The sequence below is a fragment of the Actinoplanes sp. NPDC049681 genome (assembly GCF_044465265.1).
Taxonomy (GTDB): Bacteria; Actinomycetota; Actinomycetes; order Mycobacteriales; family Micromonosporaceae; genus Actinoplanes.
Map to the genome: position 1 here is coordinate 505,866 of NZ_JBITLP010000005.1, position 23,950 is coordinate 529,815.

General features: G+C 73.0%; 24 protein-coding genes and 1 tRNA gene. 12 read left to right on the forward strand and 13 right to left on the reverse strand.

Annotated elements, in window-relative coordinates; all coding sequences use genetic code 11:
* Positions 1-4: 4 nt before the first annotated feature.
* Positions 5-1,996 (reverse strand): diguanylate cyclase, encoded by a 1,992-nt coding sequence (locus ACIBO8_RS20600; protein WP_396116865.1) that lies wholly within the window; start codon positions 1,994-1,996, stop codon positions 5-7.
* A gap of 189 nt (positions 1,997-2,185) precedes the next feature.
* Here ACIBO8_RS20600 and ACIBO8_RS20605 point away from each other — a divergent pair, with 189 nt between their 5' ends.
* The 4 genes from ACIBO8_RS20605 to ACIBO8_RS20620 are packed head-to-tail and all read left to right on the forward strand — an operon-like array spanning position 2,186 to position 5,248.
* Positions 2,186-2,605 (forward strand): molybdopterin-binding protein, encoded by a 420-nt coding sequence (locus ACIBO8_RS20605; protein WP_396116866.1) that lies wholly within the window; start codon positions 2,186-2,188, stop codon positions 2,603-2,605.
* Positions 2,602-3,378: a molybdate ABC transporter substrate-binding protein gene (modA, locus tag ACIBO8_RS20610; protein WP_396116867.1), complete on the forward strand. Its 777-nt coding sequence runs from the start codon at positions 2,602-2,604 to the stop codon at positions 3,376-3,378. Before ACIBO8_RS20605 ends, modA begins: the two co-directional genes overlap by 4 nt.
* Positions 3,375-4,172 carry an ABC transporter permease gene (locus ACIBO8_RS20615; protein ID WP_396116868.1) on the forward strand — a complete coding sequence of 266 codons (798 nt, stop codon included), beginning with the start codon at positions 3,375-3,377 and terminating at the stop codon, positions 4,170-4,172. The genes modA and ACIBO8_RS20615 overlap by 4 nt, the downstream gene beginning before the upstream one ends.
* Complete coding sequence (locus ACIBO8_RS20620; protein WP_396117105.1) at positions 4,154-5,248, forward strand: ABC transporter ATP-binding protein; 1,095 nt, start codon at positions 4,154-4,156, stop codon at positions 5,246-5,248. Before ACIBO8_RS20615 ends, ACIBO8_RS20620 begins: the two co-directional genes overlap by 19 nt.
* On the opposite strand, the gene ACIBO8_RS20625 is transcribed toward ACIBO8_RS20620, so the two are convergent.
* From ACIBO8_RS20625 to pdhA, 4 genes are read right to left on the reverse strand one after another with little or no spacing between them, the layout of a single operon-like run.
* Positions 5,241-7,556: a transketolase-like TK C-terminal-containing protein gene (locus ACIBO8_RS20625; RefSeq protein WP_396116869.1), complete on the reverse strand. Its 2,316-nt coding sequence runs from the start codon at positions 7,554-7,556 to the stop codon at positions 5,241-5,243. The genes ACIBO8_RS20620 and ACIBO8_RS20625 overlap by 8 nt on opposite strands.
* Positions 7,557-7,575: 19 nt before the next feature.
* Positions 7,576-8,811: a dihydrolipoamide acetyltransferase family protein gene (locus ACIBO8_RS20630; RefSeq protein ID WP_396116870.1), complete on the reverse strand. Its 1,236-nt coding sequence runs from the start codon at positions 8,809-8,811 to the stop codon at positions 7,576-7,578.
* On the reverse strand, positions 8,808-9,821 hold the full coding sequence (locus ACIBO8_RS20635) for an alpha-ketoacid dehydrogenase subunit beta (RefSeq protein ID WP_396116871.1): 1,014 nt from the start codon (positions 9,819-9,821) through the stop codon (positions 8,808-8,810). Before ACIBO8_RS20635 ends, ACIBO8_RS20630 begins: the two co-directional genes overlap by 4 nt.
* Position 9,822: 1 nt before the next feature.
* A complete protein-coding gene (gene pdhA, locus ACIBO8_RS20640) occupies positions 9,823-10,908 on the reverse strand; it encodes a pyruvate dehydrogenase (acetyl-transferring) E1 component subunit alpha (protein WP_396116872.1) in 1,086 nt (361 codons plus the stop codon).
* 119 nt (positions 10,909-11,027) lie between these two features.
* Between pdhA and ACIBO8_RS20645 the strand changes: the two genes are divergently transcribed.
* Together ACIBO8_RS20645 and ACIBO8_RS20650 are read left to right on the forward strand one after the other, a co-directional pair.
* Entirely contained in the window at positions 11,028-11,534 is a 507-nt protein-coding gene (locus tag ACIBO8_RS20645) for an Lrp/AsnC family transcriptional regulator (RefSeq protein WP_396116873.1), read from the forward strand.
* A 102-nt stretch (positions 11,535-11,636) separates the two neighbouring features.
* Positions 11,637-12,668: a B12-binding domain-containing protein gene (locus ACIBO8_RS20650; RefSeq protein WP_396116874.1), complete on the forward strand. Its 1,032-nt coding sequence runs from the start codon at positions 11,637-11,639 to the stop codon at positions 12,666-12,668.
* 15 nt (positions 12,669-12,683) lie between these two features.
* Here the strand turns inward: ACIBO8_RS20650 and ACIBO8_RS20655 are convergent, their stop codons facing one another.
* On the reverse strand, positions 12,684-13,673 hold the full coding sequence (locus ACIBO8_RS20655) for a malate dehydrogenase (RefSeq protein ID WP_396116875.1): 990 nt from the start codon (positions 13,671-13,673) through the stop codon (positions 12,684-12,686).
* Between the two features lie 147 nt (positions 13,674-13,820).
* On the opposite strand from ACIBO8_RS20655, the gene ACIBO8_RS20660 reads away from it, so the two are divergent.
* Positions 13,821-14,264, forward strand: coding sequence for a hypothetical protein (locus ACIBO8_RS20660; RefSeq protein ID WP_396116876.1), 444 nt, complete (start codon positions 13,821-13,823; stop codon positions 14,262-14,264).
* A gap of 62 nt (positions 14,265-14,326) precedes the next feature.
* A complete protein-coding gene (locus ACIBO8_RS20665; protein WP_396117106.1) occupies positions 14,327-14,608 on the forward strand; it encodes a winged helix-turn-helix domain-containing protein in 282 nt (93 codons plus the stop codon).
* On the opposite strand, the gene ACIBO8_RS20670 is transcribed toward ACIBO8_RS20665, so the two are convergent.
* Positions 14,570-14,642, reverse strand: a tRNA-Asn gene (locus ACIBO8_RS20670). The genes ACIBO8_RS20665 and ACIBO8_RS20670 overlap by 39 nt on opposite strands.
* 183 nt (positions 14,643-14,825) lie before the next feature.
* Here ACIBO8_RS20670 and ACIBO8_RS20675 point away from each other — a divergent pair.
* Entirely contained in the window at positions 14,826-15,386 is a 561-nt protein-coding gene (locus ACIBO8_RS20675; RefSeq protein ID WP_396116877.1) for a GAF domain-containing protein, read from the forward strand.
* Between the two features lie 21 nt (positions 15,387-15,407).
* Here the strand turns inward: ACIBO8_RS20675 and ACIBO8_RS20680 are convergent, their stop codons facing one another.
* Genes ACIBO8_RS20680 through ACIBO8_RS20690 form a run of 3 tightly spaced genes read right to left on the reverse strand, consistent with a single transcriptional unit; the run spans position 15,408 to position 18,276 of the window.
* Positions 15,408-16,373 carry an AAA family ATPase gene (locus tag ACIBO8_RS20680; protein ID WP_396116878.1) on the reverse strand — a complete coding sequence of 322 codons (966 nt, stop codon included), beginning with the start codon at positions 16,371-16,373 and terminating at the stop codon, positions 15,408-15,410.
* Entirely contained in the window at positions 16,370-16,810 is a 441-nt protein-coding gene (locus tag ACIBO8_RS20685; protein WP_396116879.1) for a ribulose bisphosphate carboxylase small subunit, read from the reverse strand. Before ACIBO8_RS20685 ends, ACIBO8_RS20680 begins: the two co-directional genes overlap by 4 nt.
* Positions 16,811-16,818: 8 nt before the next feature.
* Positions 16,819-18,276, reverse strand: a complete 1,458-nt coding sequence (locus ACIBO8_RS20690; RefSeq protein WP_396116880.1) for a ribulose-bisphosphate carboxylase large subunit — start codon at positions 18,274-18,276, stop codon at positions 16,819-16,821.
* A 130-nt stretch (positions 18,277-18,406) separates the two neighbouring features.
* Here ACIBO8_RS20690 and ACIBO8_RS20695 point away from each other — a divergent pair, with 130 nt between their 5' ends.
* From ACIBO8_RS20695 to ACIBO8_RS20705, 3 genes are read left to right on the forward strand one after another with little or no spacing between them, the layout of a single operon-like run.
* Entirely contained in the window at positions 18,407-19,324 is a 918-nt protein-coding gene (locus tag ACIBO8_RS20695; RefSeq protein ID WP_396116881.1) for a LysR family transcriptional regulator, read from the forward strand.
* Positions 19,325-19,374: 50 nt separating this feature from the next.
* Positions 19,375-20,400, forward strand: a complete 1,026-nt coding sequence (locus tag ACIBO8_RS20700; protein ID WP_396116882.1) for a class 1 fructose-bisphosphatase — start codon at positions 19,375-19,377, stop codon at positions 20,398-20,400.
* A 17-nt stretch (positions 20,401-20,417) separates the two neighbouring features.
* Positions 20,418-21,293: a phosphoribulokinase gene (locus tag ACIBO8_RS20705; RefSeq protein ID WP_396116883.1), complete on the forward strand. Its 876-nt coding sequence runs from the start codon at positions 20,418-20,420 to the stop codon at positions 21,291-21,293.
* Positions 21,294-21,297: 4 nt separating this feature from the next.
* Here ACIBO8_RS20705 and ACIBO8_RS20710 read toward each other — a convergent pair whose 3' ends face one another.
* Genes ACIBO8_RS20710 through ACIBO8_RS20720 form a run of 3 tightly spaced genes read right to left on the reverse strand, consistent with a single transcriptional unit; the run spans position 21,298 to position 23,930 of the window.
* On the reverse strand, positions 21,298-22,434 hold the full coding sequence (locus ACIBO8_RS20710) for a GAF domain-containing protein (protein WP_396116884.1): 1,137 nt from the start codon (positions 22,432-22,434) through the stop codon (positions 21,298-21,300).
* The gene (locus tag ACIBO8_RS20715) at positions 22,434-23,087 is read right to left on the reverse strand and encodes a response regulator (protein ID WP_396116885.1); all 654 of its coding nucleotides are present in this window, start codon (positions 23,085-23,087) and stop codon (positions 22,434-22,436) included. Before ACIBO8_RS20715 ends, ACIBO8_RS20710 begins: the two co-directional genes overlap by 1 nt.
* 48 nt (positions 23,088-23,135) lie before the next feature.
* Positions 23,136-23,930: an isocitrate lyase/phosphoenolpyruvate mutase family protein gene (locus tag ACIBO8_RS20720; RefSeq protein WP_396116886.1), complete on the reverse strand. Its 795-nt coding sequence runs from the start codon at positions 23,928-23,930 to the stop codon at positions 23,136-23,138.
* Positions 23,931-23,950 lie beyond the last annotated feature (20 nt).

Sequence of the window (23,950 nt, forward strand, 5' to 3'; positions counted from 1 at the left end):
CGGCTCAGGCCGGGGCGCGCCGACGGCCGCCCCGGCCCGCCTTCTCGGCGTAGAGCTGGGCGTCCGCGTGTGCGTACAACGCGTCGAAGTCGTCGCCGTCCGCGCCGAGCGTGGCCCGGCCCACGCTGGTCGCCGTGCGCTCGGCCAGGGCATCACGTAGCTGTTCGGCGACGGCTGCGGTGTCCCCCTCGGCCAGCAGCACCACGAACTCGTCGCCGCCCAGCCGGCCCACGGCGTCACGCGCGCCCAGATTCGCGGTCAGCGTGGCAGCCACCCAGCACAGCAGCTCGTCCCCGGCGGCGTGGCCGCGCTGGTCGTTGACCTGCTTGAAGCCGTCCAGGTCGAAGATCAGCAGGGATTCCGCCGGCCCGGCGGCGAACCGCTCCTCGAAGCCGCGCCGGTTGAGCACCCCGGTCAGCACGTCGACGCGGGAGAGCTCGGTCAGGCGCCGCCGCTGCCGGGCCGCCGCACGGCCCTGCGCCCCGCACGCGATGGACACGGCTACGGCGCCTGCGAGGTGCAGGGCGCCGTACCAACCGCTCGGCACGCCCACGTTGACCGCGACGGCGACGTACACGGCGGCGTAGAGGCTCAGGACCGGGACCGCCACCCGGGCGGGGCTGCTCAGCGCGATGAGCGGCATCGGCACCAGGATGCTGAGTGCGCAGACCGTGCCGGCCCCGCCGTTGAGCGTGCTCAGCGTGCCGCCCATGAAGGCCATCACGACCGCGTACGCCAGCATGATCTGCCGGACGCCGCGTGCCCGGCTGAGCCGGCCGGCCCCCGCGATCAGGCCGGCCCCGACGACACAACCGGCGCCGGCGATCAGGCCGATGGCCAATCGGTGCGGCTCCGCACCGGCGAAGGCGGCGGCATAGAGCACGCCGATGCAGGAGTCGAACAAGGCGATCCAGCCCATATCGGCGATGGAACGGCGCCGCCGCTCCCGGCGGGAGACCCGCATTCCGGGGACACGCCGGGCGGCCGTGTCCGCCACCGTGGCCGGGGACGGCAGGGGGCGGTTGCGGGCCTGCTTGTCCGCGTACACCCGGGCGTCCGCGATGCGGCGCAGCTCGGCCGGCGTCGTGGCGTCGTACGGGAAACAGGCGTGACCGATGCTCGCCGGGACGACCCCGTCGAGCGAGTCCCGCAACCGCTGGACGACGGCGGTGGCCGCGTCGGGACCCGTGCCGCTCAGCACGGCGGCGAACTCGTCACCACCGATGCGGCCCACGGCGTCGGGTTCCCGCAGTCCCTGCGAGAGCCGATCCGCGGTCCACGTCAGGAGCCGGTCACCCGCCTGGTGCCCGTACCTGTCGTTGATCTCCTTGAACCGGTCGAGGTCGGCGAAGACCAGCGTGAGCGGTTCGCCGGAACGCTGCGCCCCGGCGAACGCCGCCTCGAAACGCTCGTCGAAGCCGCGGCGGTTGAGCGCCTGGGTGAGCGGGTCGATCCGGGACACCGTCGCCAAGCGCCGGCGCAGCGAGACCAGCGCGCCCGCGTGCCGCACGCAGAGGTAGCCGAGGCCGCCGAAGGCCAGCGTGTACACGACCGCGTATCCCGGTGGCGCCGGGTCGCCGAGCAGGACGACCGCCCAGTACGCCGCCGCGCCGATCAGCCCCAGCACCGCGAAGGCCCGGGGCGGCGTCACCAGCGCCAGGAAGATCAGCGAGAACGGCAGCAGCGCGCCCAGCGGGGCGGCCACCCCGCCGTCGAGCAGGCTGAGCAACGCGGAACCGAGGATAACGCTGAGGACACCGGCGATCCGCACCGGGACCTCGGCCCGCGAGGCGGCCACCGCACCGGCGAAGCACCAGGTCAGCCCGCACACGAGCAGCATCGCCGCGGACACCGGCAGCATCGCCGCACGCTCGGGGTGGGCCGGGCTCGCCAGGACGTAGGCGATCGCGATCACGGGGCCGCCCAGCCCACGGATCGCACCGGAGCGGATGGCGCGTACGCGCGCGGGCGCCGCGGTGGCGCCCCTTGCTGCCATCTCCGCGGTCCCCCGATCGGCTTTCGGTACGCCCTTCCGATCGCCCGGAGGCGCCGACACCTGAGGATCGAGCCGCCTCCGGCTCGGGCTGCTCCCAGCAGATGCGGCTCGCTATCGCACAGCCGGGCCGAACCTGCGGGGAATGTACCCCGTTCCGGGCCGCAGATGCGAAGCCGTAGGGTGGTCGGTGTGACGGTCTTTCGCATCGGCGAGGCGGCGGAGCTGCTCGGGGTCAGCCCGGACACGGTACGGCGCTGGGTCGATGCGGGCCGTCTCCCGGCGCAGCGCGACGAGCACGGCCACCGGGTGATCAGCGGGCCCGAGCTGGCCGCGTTCGTCCGCACGGAGGACGCCGACCCCGACGGCAGGCTCGGCGCGTCGTCGGCGCGCAACCGGCTGCGCGGCATCGTGACCGCGGTCGTCCGCGACACGGTCATGGCGCAGGTGGACATCCAGGCCGGCCCCTTCCGGGTGGTGTCGCTGATGAGCCGGGAGGCGGTCGACGCGCTCGGCCTCGAGGTCGGGTCGGTGGCCGTCGCGGTGATCAAGTCGACCACCGTGGTGGTGGAGCGTTCCACCCCCGGCGCGGGACAGGGGAGGGACAGTTGAGGACACTGCGGATCGCGGCGGGAATCGCCGCGCTGCTCGCTTTCGGGCCGGCCGGCTGCGGCGACGGCGGCACGGGCACGGCTTCGCCGGGCGGGAACGCGAGCTCCGCGACCGGCACGGTCACCGTGTTCGCCGCGGCGTCGCTGACCGAGTCGTTCACCACGATCGGCAAGCAGTACGAGGCCGCGCATCCCGGCTCGAAGGTGACGTTCAACTTCGCCGGGAGTGCCGCGCTCGCGACCCAGATCGACCAGGGCGCGCCGGCGGACGTCTTCGCCTCGGCGGCGCCGAAGAACATGGCGGCCGTCGCCGATGCCACCGCTCCGGTCACCTTCGTGAAGAACCAGCTCGTCATCGCGGTCGCCAAGGGCAACCCGAAGAGGATCGCCGGGCTGGCGGACCTGGCCGAGCCGGGCCTGAAGGTGGCGCTGTGCGCCGAGGCGGTGCCGTGCGGGGCCGCGGCCCGGACGGCGCTGGACACCGCCGGGGTCAAGGTCACGCCGGTCACCCTGGAACAGGACGTGAAGGCGGCGCTGTCCAAGGTCAAGCTCGGTGAGGTCGACGCGTCGCTGGTCTACCGCACCGACGCCAAGGCCGCCGCGGGGGACGTGGACGCGGTCGAGTTCCCCGAGTCGGCCAAGGCGATCAACGACTACCCCATCGCCGTGCTGAAGGGCGCGAAGAACCCGACCGGCGCGCGGGCGTTCGTCGACTACGTGCTCTCCCCCGACGGCGTGAAGGTGCTGACCGAAGCCGGCTTCCAGGCGCCATGACGCCGGACCGGAGCGGCCGCGTGCCGGTGGCCCTGCTGCTGCCGGCCGTGGCCGCGGTCGTGTTCCTGGTGGTGCCGCTCGCCGGGCTGCTCGCCCGCACGCCGTGGGCGAGCCTGCCGCAGCGGCTCACCGCGCCGGGCGTGCTGAGCGCGTTACGGCTCTCGGTGCTCACCGCGACCCTGGCGACCCTGGTGTGCATCGCGCTGGGCGTACCGCTGGCGTGGCTGCTGGCGCGGGTCGACTTCCCCGGCCGCCGGCTGGTCCGGGCGCTGGTCACCGTGCCGCTGGTGCTGCCGCCCGTGGTGGGCGGCATCGCGCTGCTGCTGGCGCTGGGCCGGCGGGGCCTGCTCGGCTCCTGGCTCGACAGTACGTTCGGGATCACCCTGCCGTTCACCACCGCCGGCGTCGTCGTCGCCGAGTCGTTCGTCGCGCTGCCGTTCCTGGTCATCGCCGTCGAGGGGGCGCTGCGCGGGTCCGACACCCGGTACGAGGAGGCCGCCGCCACCCTCGGCGCCACCCGCTGGACCACGTTCACGCACGTCACGCTGCCGCTCGTCGCGCCGGGCATCGCCGCGGGCGCGGTGCTGTGCTGGGCCCGGGCGCTGGGCGAGTTCGGCGCCACGATCACCTTCGCCGGCAACTATCCGGGCATCACCCAGACCATGCCGCTGGCCGTCTACCAGACGATGGAGAGCGGCGACCTGGACGGCGCCGTGGTGCTGAGCCTCATCCTGCTCGCCGTCTCGGTGACCGTCCTCGCCGCCCTGCGCGACCGCTGGCTGACCGCGCCGTGACCGATCCCCTGCTCGACGCCCGGCTCGTCGTCCGCCGCGACGCGTTCGTCCTGGACGCGGCCCTGCGCATCCACCGCGGCGAGACGGTCGCGCTGCTCGGGCCGAACGGCGCCGGCAAGACCACCGCCCTGCGGACGCTCGCCGGCCTCACCTCGCTGTCGGCCGGCCACGTCACCCTGGACGGCCGCGACCTGGACCGGCCGGAGGCACGGAACTGGACGCCGCCGGAGCGCCGCCCGATCGGTGTGGTGTTCCAGGACTACCTGCTCTTCCCCCACCTGAGCGCCCGCGACAACGTCGCCTTCGGACCCCGCCGGCACGGCGCGGACCGGCGCGCCGCCCAGGCCGTCGCGAATCGCTGGCTGGAGCGCGTCGGCCTCGCCGAGTACGCCCGCCGCAAGCCCCGCCACCTGTCCGGCGGGCAGGCCCAGCGGGTCGCGCTGGCCCGGGCGCTCGCCGTCGACCCGGTTCTGCTGCTGCTCGACGAGCCACTCGCGGCCCTGGACGCGCGGACCCGCCTCGACACCCGCGCGGAGCTGGGCCGGCACCTCGCCGCGCACCCGGGCGCCACCCTGCTGGTCACCCATGACCCGCTCGACGCCCTGGTGCTGGCCGACCGGCTGGTGATCCTCGAGCACGGCCGGGTGGTCCAGGAGGGCGATGCCGCGGCCATCACGGCCCGGCCGCGTACCGACTACGTCGCCCGGCTGGTCGGGCTCAACCTCTACCGCGGCCGCGGCGAGGGCCATGCCGTCGGCCTGGCCGGCGGCCTCACCCTCACGACCACCGACACCGTGCACGGCGACGCGTTCGTGGCCTTCCCGCCCACGGCGGTCGCCCTGCACCCCCGGCAACCGGACGGAAGCCCGCGCAACACGTGGCCGGCCGTGCTCGCCGACATCCAGCGGCACGGCGACAACCTGCGCATCCGCCTCGACGGCCCGATCACGGTCGCCGCCGACGTCACCCCGGCCGCGGCCGCGCACCTGCGCCTGGAGCCCGGCCGGGAGCTGTGGGTCGCGGTCAAGGCGAGCGAGACCCGGGCCTACCCCGCCACGCCGGAGTCCGTCAGGTGAGGTCCAGCCCGGCGCGGACGATGCTGTCGGTGTCGATGCCGTGGTGCCGGTACACCGCGTCGAGCGCGCCGGACTGGCCGAAGGCGCTCACCCCGAGGTGGCGCGCCGGCCGGCGGTGCACCCCGGCGAGGAACGCCAGCGTGTGCGGGTGGCCGTCCAGCACGGTCAGCAGCGGCGCCGCCCGCTCGGCGGGGAACGCAGCGTCGAGGATCCAGGTGTCGGCGCTGCCCTGCCCCGCGCGCGCCTGCATGGCCGCGAAGAGCAGGCCGGGGCTGGTCACACAGACCACGTCGGCGGGCGTGCCGAGCGCCGCCAGCCGGTCGGCGGCGGCGAGGGCCTCGGGCACCAGCGCGCCCATCGCGGCGATGGTCAGCGCCGGCTGCTGCGGCGCGCGGCGCAGCAGGTACGCGCCGGCCACGACCTGCCGCCGGCGCCGTTCGCGGGCCGCGGGGTCGGCCGGTACGGCGGCCAGCCCCTGGTCCACCGGGCGGGAGGAGAGCCGCAGGTAGGCGGAGCTGCCGCCGGGCCGGCCGAGGCGGGCGAGTGCGGCGAGCAGCGTCCATTCCAGGTCGAGGGCGAACGCGGGCTCGTAGCTGACGCACCCGGGCTGCTCGACGCCGATGGACGGGGTCTTGATGGACTGGTGCGCACCGCCCTCGGCGGCCAGGGTGACCCCGGCGGGGGTGCCGACCAGGATTGACTGGCCGCCCGCGTACATGCCGAACGACCACGGCTCGAGGGCGCGCTCCACGAAGGGGTCGTAGACCACGCCGATCGGCAGCAGCGGCTGGCCCCAGCGGCTCCACGTGGCACCCAGCTCGCCGAGCAGGCCGACCAGGTTGACCTCGGCGATGCCGAGCTCGATGTGCTGGCCGGTGGGGCGTTCCCGCCAGTGCAGGATGGTCTCGGGGTCGTCGTCGAACCAGTTGCGGCGGTCGTCGGTCGACCAGACCCCGACCTTGTTGATCCAGCCGCCGAGGTTCGTGGAGGACGCCACGTCGGGTGCCGCGGTCACCACCCGGCGCGCCACGGCGGGTGCCTGCCGGGTCAGGTCGAGCAGGGCCCGGCCGAGCCCGGCCTGGGTCGAGGAGGTGCCGGAGGGCGTACGGCCGAGGTCGGCGGGGACGTCCGGGGCCGGCTGCGCGGCCACGGGTGTGCGCTGCAGCCGGGCCGCTACCTCGGCACACAGCTTCCCGGGCGCCGACTCGGGCGCGAAGCGGGCCCACGGCGCGTCCACGGACATGCCGACGCGGTCGCCGAGCTCGCGCAGCTGCGCCTCGGTCAGCATGGAGGAGTGGTTCTGCGGGTGGCCCTCCGTCGCGAGGCCGTACCCCTTCACCGTGTACGCGAAGATGACGGTCGGGCGGCTGTCGTCGATCGCGTCCAGGGCGGCGCCCAGCGTCTCCAGGTCGTGCCCGCCCAGGTTGCGCAGCGCCGCCACCAGGGTGCTGTCGTCGAGGCCGCCGACGAGCTCGCGCAGTGCCGGTGCGCCGGGGCCGTCGCCCGGCAGCCGGTCCCGCAGCTGCTCCGCCGAGCAGCGCAGCAGCCGCTGGAACTCGGCGTTGGACATGTCGTCGATCCGCCGGCGCAGCGCGTCGCCGCCGGGCCGGTCGAAGATCGCGCTGAGCAGTCGGCCGTACTTGGCGGTCAGGACCTGCCAGCCGGCGGCCTCGAACATGGCCTGCAGCCGGGTCGCGGCCACATGCGGCACGACCCGGTCCAGCGACTGGCGGTTGAGGTCGACGATCCAGCAGACCTCGCCGAGGCCGGCGACCATCGGATCGAGGATCGCCTCCCAGCACGCGCCCTCGTCCAGCTCGGCATCGCCGACCAGCGAGTACTGGCGGCCGGTGCCGGTGGACGCGCCGCAGGTGTCGACGTACCGGCGGGCCAGCGCTCCCCAGATCGGGGCGGTGGCGCCGATGCCGACCGAGCCGGTGGAGTAGTCGACCGGGTCGGGATCCTTGATCCGGCTCGGGTAGCTCTGCAGCCCGCCGAAGGCGCGCAGCGTGGTCAGGTACCGCTCGTCCAGGCTTCCGAGCAGGTAGTTGATGGCGTGCAGCACCGGCGAGGCGTGCGGCTTGACCGAGACCCGGTCGCCCTCGGCCAGGTGGCCGAACCACAGCGCCGTCATGATCGTCGCCATCGACGCGCTCGACGCCTGGTGGCCGCCGACCTTCAGGCCGTCGGTGTTGGGCCGGACCCGGTTGGCGTGGTCGATCATGGCGGTGGCGAGCCACAGCACCCGCTGCTCCACCTCGCGCAACACGGCGACGCGATCCGCGACGGCGGGCTCGGCCATGGTCATTGCCACCTCCATGTAGTGCTCAGAGATCCGCGAGCAGTTTCGCGGGTCGTTCGACGCAGTCGGCGACGTAGCGCAGGAAGCCACCCGCCGCGCCGCCGTCGCAGACCCGGTGGTCGAAGCTCAGCGACAGCTGGGTGACCTTGCGGACCGCGAGCTGCCCGTCGACCACCCACGGCTTGTCGACGATGCGGCCGATACCCAGGATGCCTGCCTCCGGGTGATTGATGATCGCATTCGAGCCGTCGACGCCGAACACCCCGTAGTTGTTGAGCGTGAAGGTGCCGCCGGTCATCGCGGCGGGCGGCAGCGTGCCGGCGCGGGCCAGCCCGGCGAGCCGGCTCACCTCGGCGCCCAGCTCGGCGGTGCTCATCAGATGCGCCCCCTGCACCACCGGCACCACGAGGCCACGGTCGGTCTGCGCGGCGAAGCCGAGGTTGACGTACGGCAGCCGCAGGATCTCCCCCGCCGCCAGGTCGACGGTCGAGTTGAGCTCGGGGAACCGCCGCAGGCCCGCGACGCAGATCCGGGCCAGCAGGGCGAGCAGGCCCACGCCCCGGCCGGCGAGCGCGTTCTTCGCCTCGATGAGGCCGGTGGCGTCGACGTCGACCCAGGTGGTCGCGTCGGGGATCTCGCTGCGGCTGCGGCTCAGCTTGTCGGCGACCGCTCGCCGCACACCCCGCAAGGGGATCCGTTCGACCCCTGCCACGGGCGCGGCCACGGCGGCCGGCTTCGCGGCGGCGATGGCCTGCTCGACGTCGTGACGCCGGATGACGCCGTGCGCGGCGCCCGGCACGACGGTGGCGAGATCCACCCCGTGCTCGCGGGCGAGCTTGCGGACCAGCGGCGAGATGACCCGGGGCGCGACCGGCCCCGTCACCACGGCCTGTGCCGCCGTCCTGCCCCGGCGCGCGCGGCGCCGGGAGGCGGGGGCGTGGCCGGTGCCGTACCCGATCAGGACGTTGCCGGATCCGGCCCGTTCCTCGGTCCTGTACTGCTCGGCGGCAGCCGAGACGGGGGCGGCCACCGAGATCAGCGGTGCCCCGACGGCCACGACCGACCCGGCCTCCGCGTGCAGCACCGAGACCGTGCCCGCGTACGGGACGGGCACCTCGACCACGGCCTTGGCCGTCTCGACCTCGACCACGACCTGGTCGACGGTCACGGTGTCCCCGGCCGTGACGTGCCACTGGACGACTTCCGCCTCGGTCAGGCCCTCGCCCAGGTCGGGCAGGCGGAAGACCTGCTCGCCGCTCACGCCGCGGTCCCGGAGTGACGCAGGTCCGGCTCGTCGTCGAACTGCAGGCGGTCCACGGCGTCCAGGATCCGGTCCACGGTGGGCAGGTGGGCGTGCTCCAGCTTCGGCGGCGGGTACGGGATGTCGTACCCGGTCACCCGCAGCACCGGCGCGGCGAGCGAGTGGAAGCAGCGCTCCTGGACCCGCGCGGCGATCTCCGCGGCGACGCCCGCGAAGCCCTGCGCCTCCTGGACGACGACGCAGCGGCCGGTACGGCGTACCGATCGCATCAAGGTCTCGTCGTCGAACGGCACCAGCGTGCGCAGGTCGACCACCTCGAGGCTGATCCCCTCGGCGGCCGCCGCCTCGGCCGCCTGCAGGGCGAGCGGCACCGTCGGCCCGTACGCCGCCAGCGTCACGTCCGTGCCGGAACGCCGGACCGCGGCCTCGCCCATCGGGGCGGCCGACCGGGTGGTGAGGTCGACGTCCGCCTTGCTCCAGTAGAGCCGCTTGGGCTCCATGAAGACGACCGGGTCGGGGTCGGCGATCGCGTCGCGCAGCAGCCAGTACGCGTCCTCGACGGTGGCCGGCGTGACCACCTTGAGGCCCGGCGTGTGCGCGTAGTAGGCCTCGCTGGAGTCGCAGTGGTGCTCGACCCCGCCGATGCCGCCCGCGAACGGCACCCGGATGACGATGGGCATCGTGAGCGCGCCGCGGGTCCGGTTGCGCATCTTCGCCACGTGCGACGCGATCTGCTCGAAGGCCGGGTAGGCGAACGCGTCGAACTGCATCTCGACGACCGGCCGCATGCCGCCCATGGCCAGCCCGACGGCGAGCCCGACGATGCCGGACTCGGCCAGCGGCGTGTCGAAGCAGCGTTCCTCGCCGAACTTGCGGGTGAGGCCGTCGGTGATCCGGAAGACCCCGCCCAGCGGACCGACGTCCTCGCCGAAGACCAGCACCGACTCGTCGTCACCCAGGGCGTCGCAGAGGGCGGCGTTCAACGCCTGCGCCATGCTCATCTCGGTCATGTCACGCCTCCCCGGCGTCGAGTTCGGCGACGAGCTGCGCCCGCTGCTCGCGCAGCTGAGCGGTGCGCTCGGCGAAGACGTGATCGAACAGGGTCCGCGGGTCGGTCGGCACATCCGCGTTCAGCGCGGTCCGCACCCGCTCGGCGAAGGTCTCGGCCTCGGCCTCGGCGGTCCGCACGGCCTCGTCGTCGATCAGGCCCCGGTTCATCAGGTACGTCCGCAGCCGGGCGAGCGGGTCGGCGGCGGCCCACCGGGTCACCTCGTCCTCGTCCCGGTAGCGGGTCGCGTCGTCGGCGTTGGTGTGCGCCTCCATCCGATAGGTGTGCGCCTCCACCAGGTAGGGGCCGCGGCCGGAACGGGCGTGCTCCACGGCGGTGGTGAGCACCGAGAGCACGGCGAGCAGGTCGTTGCCGTCGACCTGCTCGGAGCTGATGCCGTACCCGATGCCCTTGTACGCCAGCGCGGGCGCCGCGCTCTGCCGGGCCAGCGGCACCGAGATCGCGTACCCGTTGTTCTGGACGAAGAAGACGACCGGCGCGCGGCGCACGGCGGCGAAGTTGAGCGCCTCGTGGAAGTCGCCCTCGCTGGTGCCGCCGTCGCCGATGAGCGCCATCACCACGCCGTCCTCGCCCTTGCGGCGCAGCGCCTCGGCGAGCCCGACGGCGTGGATGGTCTGGGTGGCCAGCGGCGTGCACTGCGGCGCCACCCGGGTCGCCGCCGGGTCGTAGCCGCAGTGCCAGTCGCCGCGCAGCAGGGTCAGCACCTGGGCCGGGTCGAGGCCCCGCGCGACCAGGGCGACGCTGTCGCGGTACGTCGGGAACAGCCAGTCGTCGTCGCGCAGCGCGAGAACGGAGGCGATCTGGCACGCCTCCTGGCCGCGGCTCGACGGGTACACGGCCAGCCGGCCCTGCCGGGTCAGCGCGGTGGCCTGCGTGTCGAACCGCCGGCCGAGCACCATCCGCCGGTACGCCTCGACGAGCCGGTCGTCCGCGGGCCGGCGGTGCCCGGCCGGTGCCGCCGTCTCGGTGCCGTCCTCGGCCACGAACCGCACAGGCTCGGCCGACGGCAGGAGGTCCTCAAGCTGCATGGCGACGCTCGCTCTCTCTGGACGCCTGATCGCATCAGCGTGGATTCGAGGCGATGTACGGTCAAGAGGGCCCGATGATCAACGACAGATTGCCGAGATCGGCGGATAGGAGTGACCAGATGTCCACGGAGAAGCCTCCTGCGGAGGGTCCGGCTGGACGTCCTGCCGGACCGCTCGACCCGACCGACGCCGCGCTCCTGGGCGAGCTGCAGCGCGACGGCCGGCTCTCCATCCGGGCCCTGGCGGAACGGACCCACATCTCCCGGTCGAACGCGTACGCCCGGGTCGCCCGGATGGTGGAGGACGGCACGATCCGCGGCTTCGCCGCGCTGCTCAACCCGCGCAGCATCGGGCTGGGCACCACCGCGTACGTGGCGATCACGATCGACCAGACCGCCTGGCGCCTGGTCGCCGCCGGGATCCGCGAAATCCCGTACGTGGAGCACTTCGCCCTGATCGGCGGCGACCACGACGTCCTCGTCCTGGTCCGCACCCCGGACAACACCGCGCTGCGCGACGTCGTGCTGGACCGCATCCAGGACATCCCCGGGGTGCGCACCACCCGCACGTGGCTGGTCTTCGAGGAGGAGACCGGGCGCGGCGTCACCGGATCTCCACCGGTGTAACAGAACCGAAGCGGCACCGCATCCACTGTGCACAATGTGCGCAGTTCACTTGTCCTATGCTGACGGTGAGAGAGCTCTTACCCGAGCCCGCGCGGAGTCGCCATGACCGCTGACGGGTCCGTTCCCGCCGCCATCGAGGACGCCTACCCGGCCTACCTGGGGACTCTTGCCCGCCAGGACGAACGCTCGGCCGTCGATCTGGTCCTGGACCTGTGCACGCCCGACATCGACACCGAGAAGGTCCTGCTGCACCTGGTCGCACGGGCGATGGTGCAGGTAGGCCGCTGGTGGCAGAGCAACGTGTGGACGGTGGCGCAGGAGCACGGCGCCTCGCACATCACGAGCCGGGTCGTCGCCGCGCTCGCCGCCACCGCCGGACGCCCCGCTCCCGACCGGCGGGTGGTGGTGGCCTGCGTCGAGCACGAGCTGCACGCGACACCCGCCCTGCTTTTCGCCGAGACCCTGCGGCTCCGGGGCTGGAACTGCACTTTTCTCGGCGCCGACGTCCCCACCGCGCACCTGGTGAACTTCCTGCGCCACCAACCGCCCGTCGCGGTGGCGCTCAGCTGCAGCCTGCCCATGCGCCTGCCGGGAGCGGACCGGACCATCGCCGCGTGCCGGCGCATCGACATACCCGTCATCGCCGGGGGCCGGGCCTTCGGCGCCGACGGACGCTGGGCCGCCCGCCTCGGCGTTCCGTGGGCGCCGAACGGAGCCGCCGCGGCCGCCCTCCTGGACCGGCCGCGGCTGCCCAGCGCCGTCGTCAGCCGGCGGGTTGGCGACGAGTACCTCGCGCTCGTCACCCGGCGCGGCCGGCTGATCCACGAGACACTTCGCCGGCTGCGCGTCGCCTACCCGGAGCTGACCGCCGAGGGCAACCCGCTCGACATGACGGTCACCGACCTGGGATACATCGTCGATCACCTCGCCGCGGCGGCGTACATCGGCGATCCGGCCCTGTTCACCGATTTCACCGGCTGGCTCGCCTCCGTGCTGGGCAGCCGGGGCATACCGGCCGACTCCGTGGAAATGGCCCTGACCGAGCTGGGCCGCCTCCTGCGGGACCATCCCCGGAGCCGCCGCTACCTCGAGGCCGGGCACACCGCGTTCCGGCTGGCGTCGATCCTGAGCTGATCCCCGTACCGGTGCTCAGAGGAGGCCGAGACGGCGCACGGCGTCGCGTTCCTCGATCAGCTCGGCCACGGACGCGTCGATCCGCGCCCGGGAGAATTCGTCGATGTCGAGCCCCTGCACGATCTCGTAGCGACCGTCGCGGCCGACGACCGGGAACGACGAGATGAGGCCCTCCGGTACGCCGTACGACCCGTCCGACACGACGGCGGCAGAGGTCCAGTCCCCTTCGGCGGTGCCGTTGACCCAGTCGTGGACGTGGTCGACGGCCGCGGAGGCGGCGGAGGCGGCCGAGGACGCGCCGCGCACCTCGATGATCTCCGCGCCGCGCTTGGCGACCCGGGGGATGAACTCGTCGGCCAGCCAGGACCGGTCCTCGGTGAGGTCGGTCAGGCTGCGGCCGCCGGCCTGGGCGTGGAAGATGTCCGGGTACTGCGTGGCGGAGTGGTTGCCCCAGATCGCGACCTTCGTGAGCTCCGACACCGACACGCCGAGCTTGCGGGCGAGCTGCGCCAGCGCCCGGTTGTGGTCGAGCCGGGTCATCGCGGTGAAGCGTTCCGCCGGCACGTCGGGGGCGTGGGACTGGGCGATCAGGGCATTGGTGTTGGCCGGGTTGCCCACCACGAGCACCTTGACGTCCGCGGCGGCCCCGGCGTTGATCGCCTCGCCCTGCGGCTTGAAGATGCCCCCGTTGGCCTCGAGAAGATCACCGCGCTCCATGCCCTTGGTGCGCGGCCGCGCGCCGACCAGCAGGGCGACATTCACACCGTCGAACGCGGGCTTCGCGCTGTCGAACACGTCCACGCCGGCGAGCAGGGGGAAGGCGGCGTCCTCGAGCTCCATCGCCGTGCCCTCGGCGGCCCGGACGGCGGCCGGGATCTCGAGCAGTCGCAGCCGCACGGGCCGGTCCGGGCCGAGCATCTGCCCGGACGCGATCCGGAACAACAGGGCGTAGCCGATCTGTCCCGCCGCCCCGGTGACGGTCACGGTGACCGGTGCCTCTGCCATAGCCGTTCTCCTGCCCCTCGATGAATGATCTCCTCGACCCTAGACCTGGCGCGGGCTCGCCGGACTGTGATAAACATCTTGGCAATAGCTTTCCACTTGGAAAGTTGATGCAGTACGGAAAGCTCAGGCCCGGGGAGATTGAGAGCCATGACCGACTACGACGCCCGCGAGGCGCGCGCCGCCCTGGCGGACATCGACCTGCGCACCCGCCAGGCCGTCGCCGCCGACGTGCCGGCCCCCTGGTTGCACATCGCGCTGTCGGCGGTGTGGATGATCGCTATCGGGTTCCTCACCGACCGGCCCTCGGCCGCCGGGATGCCCGCCGCGCTGGTCGTCGCGGCCCTCTTCGTCGGGGGCTCGCTCATCGTCAACCACCGCCGCCCGGTCAAGTCCCGCCCGCGCTACTGGGGCGCAGCCCGCTGGTCCGCCACGGTGATCTACGTGGTTCTCGGCGGTGCGTTGTGGCGCCTCGCCTACGGTCTTCTCGAGCCGCACACCGCGCTGCCGCGCACCCTCGCCGGCGTCGCGGTCACGGCCTACCTGGTCGTGGCGGCGTACGTCCTCAACCGGTGGCTGGGCCGCCGGGCGTGAAAGCACCGTCCGATCCCCCGCGGCCCGACCCGGTGCTGTCGACGACGACCCGGCTGTCCCTGGTGGCCTTCCTCGCCGCCACCACGGACGCCGAGTTCGCCAGCGTCCGGGACACCGTCGGGCTGACCGACTCCAACCTGTCCAAGCACGCCACCGCGCTCGAGGCCGCCGGCTACGTCACCGTCCGCAAGGGATACGTCGGCCGCCGCCCCCGCACGTGGCTCGCCCTCACCCCGGCCGGCCGCCGGGCGCTCAAGTCCCACGTGGCCGCGCTCAACGCGATCCTCGCCGACGCGGGGGAAGAGCTCCGGCGGGTGGACTCGAACCACCACCGTACGGATTAACAGTCCGCTGCCCTGCCGATTGGGCGACGCCGGATCGATCATGTGAACGGTGCGATTCTGCCGACCGGCCGCCCCTCGGCGCGAGCGATTTACCTGCGCCGGACCGCTTGCCGAAGGGCAACCGTTCGGGTGAATCCATGCCGGTGGTGCCGGGAATGTCAGGCACTATGCCTGGAGCGGGGGAACGACACCGCACCTGGGGAGGGTCCGAATTTCCATGCCGGACGACGACTTCGCCGCGACCGGACTGCTGGCCCGGCTCCAGCTGCTGCTGCAGGCGGTTGCCGCAGCGCCGGGTGACGTCACCGTGCTCGAGCTGGCGCTCGCGCAGGCGATCGCGGCCACCGGGGCCGACAGCGCGGTGCTCGGCCAGCTGAGGCACCATCGGGCCGCCATGGCGATGATGGAGTTCCGGGCCGGTGGGGTGATCCACCGTGGGGGCACGCTCCTGGTCGGGCCGCGATATCCGCTGACCGACGCCATCGCCCGGGAGGAGTCGATCTGGCTCTCGTCGCTCCCGGAGATCCGGACCACGTACCCGACCGCGGGCCGGTTGTGGGGACGGGCCTTCGCTGCGGTGCCGCTGATGGTGCGGCACGTACCGGTGGGGGCGATCGCGGTCATCCACGACACGGGCGCGCACGACTTCACCGGCAGCGAGCGGCTCTTCCTGCGGGCGGTGGCCGACGTCTGCGCGCCCATCGTCTCCGATCTCGCGTGCCGGGGCGGCCCGGCGGAGAGCACCTCATGGCCGGCCGGCCTGTCGGACCGGCCATGAGGTGAGCCGCCGCCGGGCCGGTCAGGCGCCCTCGGGGGTGGCCGCGAAGATCCTGCTGCGGCGGATGTCCTCCTCCGTGATCAGCATGAGGTCGTCCCGGCCGACCTGGCCCGGGAGGGCGACCAGGCGGTTCGCCTGCCGCAGCCGGGCCCGTTCCAGCGCGTTGCGGACGCTGCGCGCGTTCGCGAAGCGGGGCATCGTCCGGCGGCGTTCGAGATATTCCAGGAATGCCGCACGACCCGCCTCCGTGAAGCAGTAGTCGTCACGGGTGAGCATGAGCTCGGCGATCTCGGCCAGCTCGTCCGTGGCGTAGTCCTCGAACTGGATGTGGTGGGCCACGCGCGAGCTCAGTCCGGGGTTCGAGGAGAAGAACGTCTCCATCCGGTCCTCGTAGCCGGCGAAGATCACCACCAGCGAGGCCCGGGCGGACTCCATCTCCTGGAGCAGGATCTCGATGGCCTCCTGCCCGTAGTCGCGCTCGTTGTCCGGCCGGTACAGGTAGTACGCCTCGTCGATGAAGAGCACGCCGCCGGCCGCCCGGGCCAGGGCCTCCTTGGTCTTGGGCGCAGTGTGCCCGATGAACTGGCCGACCAGGTCGTCGCGGGTGACCGGATGCACCCGCGGCGCCCGCAGGTAGCCCAGGGCGTGCAGGATCTCGGCCATCCGCAGCGCCACGGTGGTCTTGCCGGTGCCCGGGCCGCCGGCGAAGCTCATGTGCAGCGACGGCCTGCTCGCCGAGAGACCGAACCGCGCGCGTGCCCGGTCGACCATGAGCAGGGCGGCTATCTCCCGGATGCGCCGCTTGACCCCGGCGAGGCCGACGAGCTCCGAGTCGACGGCGGCCAGGACCTCGCGTACCCGGGCGGCGGCCTCGTCGGCCTGGATGTCGACCTTGGCCTGCGGGTCGAGGACCGGCGTCTCCGGCTCCGCCGTCGCCGTCGCCGCCGGCGATCCGGGGCGGTGCATCGCGAAACCCGGCGTCGTCACCGTACGTCCTCACCGGCACGGCGGTAGCGGGCACCGGCCGGAGCCTCGGTCGCGTACGAGTGCACGGCGTAGCGTTGCACCCGGTTGCTGCCCTCGCTGCGGTCGAGCCGGAAGCCGGGTTCCTCGGCAGGGCGCTGGACCACGAAGCTCATCGCGGTCGTCTGCCGGCCGAGGCGCGCGTCGTAGGCCAGCACCCGCACGTAGTGCTGGGGGAAGGTCGCGCGGCAGTCGTTGATCTCGCGCACGACGCCGTCCGGCTCGGCCAGGTCGAACATCGGCAGCCCCCACAGCTCCCAGTAGACGTTGCGGGGATGCGGGTCGTCGGTGTACTCCACCGAGACCGGCCAGCCGTTCAGCAGCGCGTAGCGGACCTGCGCGGCGATCTCGTCGTCGGTCAGTTCCGGCAGGTAGGAGAACGATCCGTGGCGCAGATACATGGCGGCTCCTAGACGCTCGGGGTGGGTACGGCATCGGGGGCGTCGGTGGCGGTGTAGTCGAAGGTGACATCGCCCCAGGTGGCGAGCGCGACCTCGAGCGGCCGGTTGCGCTGCGCGGCGGTCCGCAGGATGTCCGGGCCCTCCTTGATCAGGTTGCGTCCCTCGTTACGCGCCTTGACGACCGCCTCGAGCGCGACCCGGTTGGCCTCCGCGCCGGCGGCTATCCCGAGCGGGTGGCCGATGGTGCCGCCGCCGAACTGCAGGATCGTGTCCTCGCCGAGCAGGTCGAGCAGCTGGTGCATCTGGCCGGCGTGGATGCCGCCCGAGGCGACCGGCATCACGCCCGGCAGGCTCGCCCAGTCCTGGTCGAAGTAGATGCCGTTGCCGTGGTCGGCCGGTACGTGCGGCAGGCGCAGCGTGTCGTAGAACCCCTTGGTGGTGTGGGGATCCCCCTCGAGCTTGCCGACGATCGTGCCGGCGTGGACGTGGTCGACGCCGATCAGCCGGCACCACTTGGCGATCACGCGGAAGCTCACCCCGTGCGTCTTCTGCCGGGTGTACGTGCTGTGCCCCGCCCGGTGCAGGTGCAGCAGGACGCTGTTGCGGCGGGCCCAGTGCGCCATCGACTGCATCGCCGAGTAGCCGACCGTCAGGTCCATCATCACGATGACGCTGCCCAGCTCCTTGGCGAACTCGGCGCGCTCGTACATGTCCTCGACCGTCGCCGCGGTGATGTTGAGGTAGTGCCCCTTGATCTCGCCGGTCTGCGCCGTCGCCCGGTTCACGCCCTCCATCGCGTACAGGAACCGGTCGCGCCACCGCATGAAGGGCTGGGAGTTGATGTTCTCGTCGTCCTTGGTGAAGTCCAGGCCACCGCGGCAGGCCTCGTACACGACCCGCCCGTAGTTGCGCGCCGACAGGCCCAGCTTCGGCTTGATCGTCGCGCCCAGCAGCGGGCGGCCGAACTTGTTGAGGATCTCGCGTTCCATGACGATCCCGTGCGCCGGTCCCTGGAAAGTCTTCACGTACGCGACGGGGATGCGCATGTCCTCCAGGCGCAGCGCCTTCAGCGGCTTGAACCCGAACACGTTGCCGATGATCGACGAGGTGAGGTTGGCGATCGAGCCCTCCTCGAACAGGTCGATGTCGTACGCGACGTACGCGTAGTACTCCCCCTCGCGGCCCGGCACCGGATCCACCCGGTAGCACTTGGCCTGGTAGTGCGTGTGGGCGGTCAGCCGGTCGGTCCACACGACGGTCCAGGTCGCCGTGGACGACTCGCCCGCGACGGCCGCCGCGGCCTCCACCGGGTCCACGCCCGGCTGCGGGGTGACCCGGAAGAGGGCCAGCACGTCGGTGTCCTTCGGACGGTAGTCGGCGTCGTAGTAGCCCATGCTGGCGTAGCTGTGCACACCCGGATCCCACCGGGCCGGCTCGGCCTCGCCGGACGTCAGGTCGATCGACACTGGCTCCTCCTGGCTGGTTCGGCCCGGATGCCCCGGGCTCGCCGGTCCACCGTCTCCCGGCTGCCCTTGAGTCGTCCAGCGAGTGTTTGCCGTGGACACTTGAGCGATCACTTGGCTAAGGTGGCGAGCCGTGACCCCCGCCCGGCTGCAGACCTTCCTGGCGGTCGTCGATCACGGCTCGGCGCGGGCCGCGGCCGAACGCCTGTCGGTGACCGAGTCGGCGGTGTCGGCCGCGCTGGCGGCGCTGCACCGCGAGGTGGGCGTACCGCTGTTCGAGCGGCACGGCCGGGGGCTGCGCATCACCGAGTCCGGCCGGGTCTTCGCCGGCTACGCGCGCCGCATCCTCGGGATGATCGACGAGGGGATGAACGCCGCCCGGGAGAGCGGCGATCCCGAGCGGGGACGGGTCCGGCTGGGCGCCGTCACCACCGCCGGCGAGTACCTGGTTCCGGGTCTGCTGGCGTCGTTCCGTACCCGTCATCCGCGGGTGGAGGTGACGCTCGACGTCGGCGTCCGGGATCGGGTCTCCGCCCTCCTGGCCGACCACCGGCTCGACATCGTCATCGGCGGCCGCCCGCGGCCCGGGCGTGGCCTGGGCACCCGCGCCACCCGGCCCAACGCGCTGATCGTCGTGGCCGCGCCGGGCCCGGCGCCGGACCTCTCGACCACGACCTGGCTGTTGCGCGAACCGGGCTCCGGGACCCGCGACACCACCCTCGCACTGCTCGACTCGCTGCAGCTGCGGCCGCCGACCCTGGCCCTGGGGTCGCACGGTGCCGTGGTCGCCTCGGCCGTGCTCGGGCTGGGGGTCACGCTGGTGTCGGCCGATGCCGTCACCGCCCACCTGCGGCAGGGATCGCTGCAGCGGGTCCCGGTGCGCGGAACGCCGCTGGACCGGCCGTGGCACGCCGTCACCGCCGCCGCCCCCACCGCCACCGCCCGGCTGTTCCTGGACCACATCACCGATCCGGACTCCGCCGGTGAGCTGGCGTTCCGGGCACGCCGTCCCACGCTCACCCCCGCGGCCCCCCGTACGGGTGAGGCCTGACGGCGCCGGCCCGCCTAGCGTCGCCTCCATCGCTGGCGAAGGAGGCCGCCGTGCCCGAGGTGCACACGACGCTGACCCGCTACACCATCGAGCAGGAGCATCGGCATCACGACTCGACCGGTGACTTCTCCGGCCTGCTGAACGCGATCAGCACCGCGGTGAAGATCATCGCGAACCACGTGAACAAGGGCGCGCTGGTGGGCGCGCCGAAGAACCTCGACGTCATCAGCAACGACGTGATGATCGGCGAGACCGAGTGGGCGGGTCACCTCGCGGCCGTGGCGTCCGGCCGGACGCCGGAGATCCACCGGATCCCGCCGTCGTACCGGCGCGGCAAGTACCTGCTGGTCTTCGAGCCGCTCGACGGGTCCGGCGGCATCGACGTCGACATGGCGGCCGGCACGATCTTCTCCATCCTGCGCAGCCCCCGCCCCGGCGAACCGGCCGAGACCGCCGACTTCCTGCAACCGGGCACCGAACAGGTCTGCGCCGGGTTCGCGCTGTACGGCCCGGCGACCATGCTCGTGCTCACCACGGGCGACGGCGTGGACGGCTTCACCCTGGACCGCGACATCGGAGCCTTCGTCCTGACCCATCCCGGGATGCGGATACCCGGGCACACCAACGAGTTCGCCATCAACGCCTCGCACGAGCGTTTCTGGGAGCCGCCGGTCAAGCGCTACGTCGCCGAGTGCCTGGCCGGCCGCTCCGGGTCCCGGGAGGTCGACTTCACCATGCGCTGGGTCGCCTGCCTGGTCGCCGAGACCTTCCGCATCCTCACCCGCGGCGGCGTCTTCCTCGACCCCGCCGACGGTGGCGCCGGCCGCCCCGACCGGCCCCGCCTGCTGTCCGCGGCCAATCCCGTCGCGTTCCTCGTGGAGCAGGCCGGCGGCCTGGCGAGCACCGGGCGGGGACGGCTGATGGACCGGGTCCCCGGCAGCCTGCACGAGCAGGTTCCGCTGATCTTCGGCTCGCGCCAGGAGGTGGCGCGCATCGAGCGCTACCACCGCGACGGCGCCGAGCTGCCCGGCGACGACTTCTCGCTGTTCAACACCCGTTCCCTGTTCCGTACGTGACGCTAGGAGCAGCCGTCTTGTCAGTCAGACACCCGGTCATGGCCGTCACCGGTTCGTCCGGTGCCGGCACGACGTCGGTCACCAGGACGATGCAGCACATCTTCCGCCGCGAGGACATCACGCCCGTCGTGGTCGAGGGCGACTCGTTCCACCGCTACGACCGGACGCAGATGCAGGCCGAGATGGCCCGGGCCGAGGCCGAGGGCAATCACCACTTCTGCCACTTCGGACCGGAGGCCAATCTGCTCGAGGACCTCGAGGAGCTGTTCCGGGGCTACGGCGAGAGCGGCTCCGGCAAGGTGCGCAAGTATCTGCACGACGAGGAGGAGGCGGCACCGTACGGGCAACCGCCCGGCACCTTCACCGCATGGGAGGACATCCCGCCCGGCACCGACATGCTGTTCTACGAAGGGCTGCACGGGGCCGCCGTCACCGACAAGATCGATGTAGCGCGGCACACCGACCTGGCCGTCGGGGTCGTACCCATCATCAACCTGGAGTGGATCCAGAAGCTGCACCGCGACCGGACCGCGCGGGGCTACAGCAGCGAGGCGGTCGTCGACACCATCCTGCGCCGGATGCCGGACTACCTGAACTACATCTGCCCGCAGTTCTCCCGTACGCACATCAACTTCCAGCGGGTGCCCACGGTGGACACGTCCAACCCGTTCATCGCCCGCCACATCCCGACGGCCGACGAGAGCTTCCTCGTCATCCGGTTCGCGGATCCCAAAGGCATCGACTTCCCCTACCTGCTGGCGATGCTGCACGACTCCTTCATGTCGCGGCCCAACATCATCGTCGTGCCCGGCGGCAAGATGGAGCTGGCGATGCAGCTGATCCTGACGCCCATGGTGCTGCGCCTGATGGACCTGCGCCGGCGCGCCGGCTGACCGCTCAGAGCGCGGTCGGCACGGTCACCTCGACGGTGGTGCCCCGGCCCGGATGCGACCCGATCCGCAGCCGGCCGCCGAGCAGGTGCACCCGTTCCGCCATGCCCCGCAGGCCGTAGCTCGACGCCCGGCCCGGCGCGTCGAACCCGCATCCGTCGTCCGTGACGCTGAGCATGACCATGTGACCGTGCTTGGCCAGGCGGATCACGGCCCGGCCGGCCCCGGCATGCTTGACGACGTTCTGCACCGCCTCCTGGGCGATACGGAACAGCGACGTGCCGACATGGTGCGGTACGGGGAAGTCCGCCGCCTCCACCTCGACCCGCAGCCCCGGCACGGCCCGTGCCATGGCGGCCAGCCCGGCCGCGAGCCCCTGGCCGTCCAGGACCGGGCTGTGCAGCCCGGTGATCGCGCTGCGGGTCTCCCCCAGCGCCAGGTCGGCGAGGGAGCGAGCCGCCGCGACCTGCTCGGCCACGTACCCGACGTCGCCGTCGCCGAGGGCCACGTCCGCCGCCGAGAGGTGGAACGTCAGGCTGGCGATCGCCTGGGTGAGCCCGTCGTGCAGGTCGGCGGCCACCCGCCGGCGTTCCGCCTCCTGGGCCGCGACCGCGCCGGCCACGACGGCGTCCCACTCCTCCTGGTGGTCGCGCATCGCGGCGAGCGCGGTGGCGGCGCGCACCCGCAGGCCGGCGAGGTCCGCGACCCGCTGCGCCGCCTCCACCTCGGCCGCGCTGAACTCCCGCCGCCTGCGGCTGTGCACGGCCAGCACCGCGCAGCTGCCGCCACCGGCCACCCGCGCCGGTACGCACAGCCGCGACACCGCCTGTCCCGGGCCCAGGCCGAGCACGTCGCGGTGCCCGGGATGCCGTGGACGGTCCGCGGCGCAGTACACCGGCACCCCTTCCGCCGCCGCCCGCCCGGCGATGCCCGATCCCTCCGGCACCCGCAGCGGCGGCCCGGTCGCCGGCGCCCAGGGATGGCTCGCCGCCAGCACCAGGTCACCACCGTCCCCGGCGAGGAACGCCAGGCAGCCGTCGGCGCCGAGGGCGTCGGTGAGCAGCCGCGCCACGTCGGCCAGCATGGTGGTCAGGGCCGGCTCACCGGTCACCGACCGCGCCACCGCGGCGATCAGCGCATCCATCAGTGGAAGAGACCCTCGCGCAACGCCGTCGCGACGGCGCCTCCGCGGTCCCGTACCTCCAGCTTCCGGTACAGGCCGCGCAGGTGGGTCTTGACCGTGTCGTCGCTGACGACCAGGCGCGCCGCGATCGCCTTGTTCGACAGCCCGCCGACCAGCAGGCCGAGCACCTCGCTCTCCCGCTGCGTCAGGCCCAGGCGGGCGCCCGGCCAGAATTCCCCCTTCTGCACGTGCGCGGCCGAGGCGGCGATCCTCCCGGCCAGCCCGGGATCGATGACGATCTCGCCGAGGATCACGTTCTCCAGATGCCGCACCAGCTCCCGGGCATCCACCCGCTTGAGCAGGTAACCCGACGCACCCGCCCGCAACGCCTGGTAGAGGTACTGCTCGTCGTCGTAGACCGTCAGGAAGACGACCTTCGCCCGGTCGTCGAGCTCCCGGATCGCCTTGCAGACGTCGAGGCCGCTCGCCCGCCGCAGCCGCACGTCACAGAGCACGATGTCCGGGCGCGCCTCGGCCGCCGCGCGAACCGCGCACGGCAACTCGGTCGCCGTGCCGATGACCTGCACCCTGTCCGGGAAGCGGGACAGCATCGCGGAGACGCCGTGCAGCACCATCTCGTGGTCGTCGACCAACAGGACGCGGATCGGCGGCATGAACCCACGGTAGCGGCAGCCATCGATGGATTCACCCTCGGCCGGTCCTCAGCCGAAGGCGGCGTCCCGGACCGGGCGCGGCAGCGCGGCGTCGAGGTAGGTGCTGGTGCCGCTCTCCCGCAACTCCTCGGCGGCGCGGACGAGTGCACCGTAGGCCGCCCAGGCCAGGCTGCCTCCGGTGGACACCCGGCGCACGCCGGCCTCCGCGAGCTGCGGCACGGCGGGGCCGTGCCGCAGCGCCAGGACATTGACCGCGCCGCCGACCTCGCCGACCACCCGGGCGATGTCGCTCAGGTCGGTCAGCCCGGGTGCGTACACGCATGCGGCGCCGGCATCCCTGTACGCGGACAGGCGCGCGATCGTGTCGGGCAGATCCTCGATCCCGTAGAGGTGGTTCTCCGCCCGCCCCGTGAGCACGATGCCGTACCTGTCGCACACGCTCGCGGCCGCGGCGATCCGTTCGACGGCCACACCGACGGGTTCGACACGGCCCGCGCCGGGGTCGTAGTCCTCGATCGACACGCCGCTGGCACCGGCGTCGGCAAGCATGCGTACGGTCTCGGCGACGCCCGCCGGATCGTCGGCGTACCCCCGCTCGGCGTCGACCGACACCGGCACTGTGACGGCCGCCGTCAGGGCGGCGACGTGTGCGACCAGCTCGTCCAGCGTGACGTGCTGGTCCGCGCGGCCGAGCGAGGCGGCGAAACCGGAACTGGTCGTGGCCAGGGCCGGGAAGCCGAGGTGCTCGAGCAGCCGCGCGGAGGGCACGTCCCACGGGTTCGGTATCACGAAGGTCCCGGCGGAGTGCAGCCGGCGGAAGGCGGCGCGAACGTCCTCGATCACGGTGGCCGATCCTACCGAAG

Coding starts and splice junctions, on each gene's coding strand:
- ACIBO8_RS20600 (WP_396116865.1), bottom strand. CDS start 1,996: ATGGCAGCAAGGGGCGCCACCGCGGCGCCCGCGCGCGTACGCGCCATC.
- ACIBO8_RS20615 (WP_396116868.1), top strand. CDS start 3,375: ATGACGCCGGACCGGAGCGGCCGCGTGCCGGTGGCCCTGCTGCTGCCG.
- ACIBO8_RS20625 (WP_396116869.1), bottom strand. CDS start 7,556: ATGACCATGGCCGAGCCCGCCGTCGCGGATCGCGTCGCCGTGTTGCGC.
- ACIBO8_RS20635 (WP_396116871.1), bottom strand. CDS start 9,821: ATGACCGAGATGAGCATGGCGCAGGCGTTGAACGCCGCCCTCTGCGAC.
- pdhA (WP_396116872.1), bottom strand. CDS start 10,908: ATGCAGCTTGAGGACCTCCTGCCGTCGGCCGAGCCTGTGCGGTTCGTG.
- ACIBO8_RS20645 (WP_396116873.1), top strand. CDS start 11,028: ATGTCCACGGAGAAGCCTCCTGCGGAGGGTCCGGCTGGACGTCCTGCC.
- ACIBO8_RS20650 (WP_396116874.1), top strand. CDS start 11,637: ATGACCGCTGACGGGTCCGTTCCCGCCGCCATCGAGGACGCCTACCCG.
- ACIBO8_RS20655 (WP_396116875.1), bottom strand. CDS start 13,673: ATGGCAGAGGCACCGGTCACCGTGACCGTCACCGGGGCGGCGGGACAG.
- ACIBO8_RS20660 (WP_396116876.1), top strand. CDS start 13,821: ATGACCGACTACGACGCCCGCGAGGCGCGCGCCGCCCTGGCGGACATC.
- ACIBO8_RS20675 (WP_396116877.1), top strand. CDS start 14,826: ATGCCGGACGACGACTTCGCCGCGACCGGACTGCTGGCCCGGCTCCAG.
- ACIBO8_RS20685 (WP_396116879.1), bottom strand. CDS start 16,810: ATGTATCTGCGCCACGGATCGTTCTCCTACCTGCCGGAACTGACCGAC.
- ACIBO8_RS20710 (WP_396116884.1), bottom strand. CDS start 22,434: ATGGATGCGCTGATCGCCGCGGTGGCGCGGTCGGTGACCGGTGAGCCG.
- ACIBO8_RS20715 (WP_396116885.1), bottom strand. CDS start 23,087: ATGCCGCCGATCCGCGTCCTGTTGGTCGACGACCACGAGATGGTGCTG.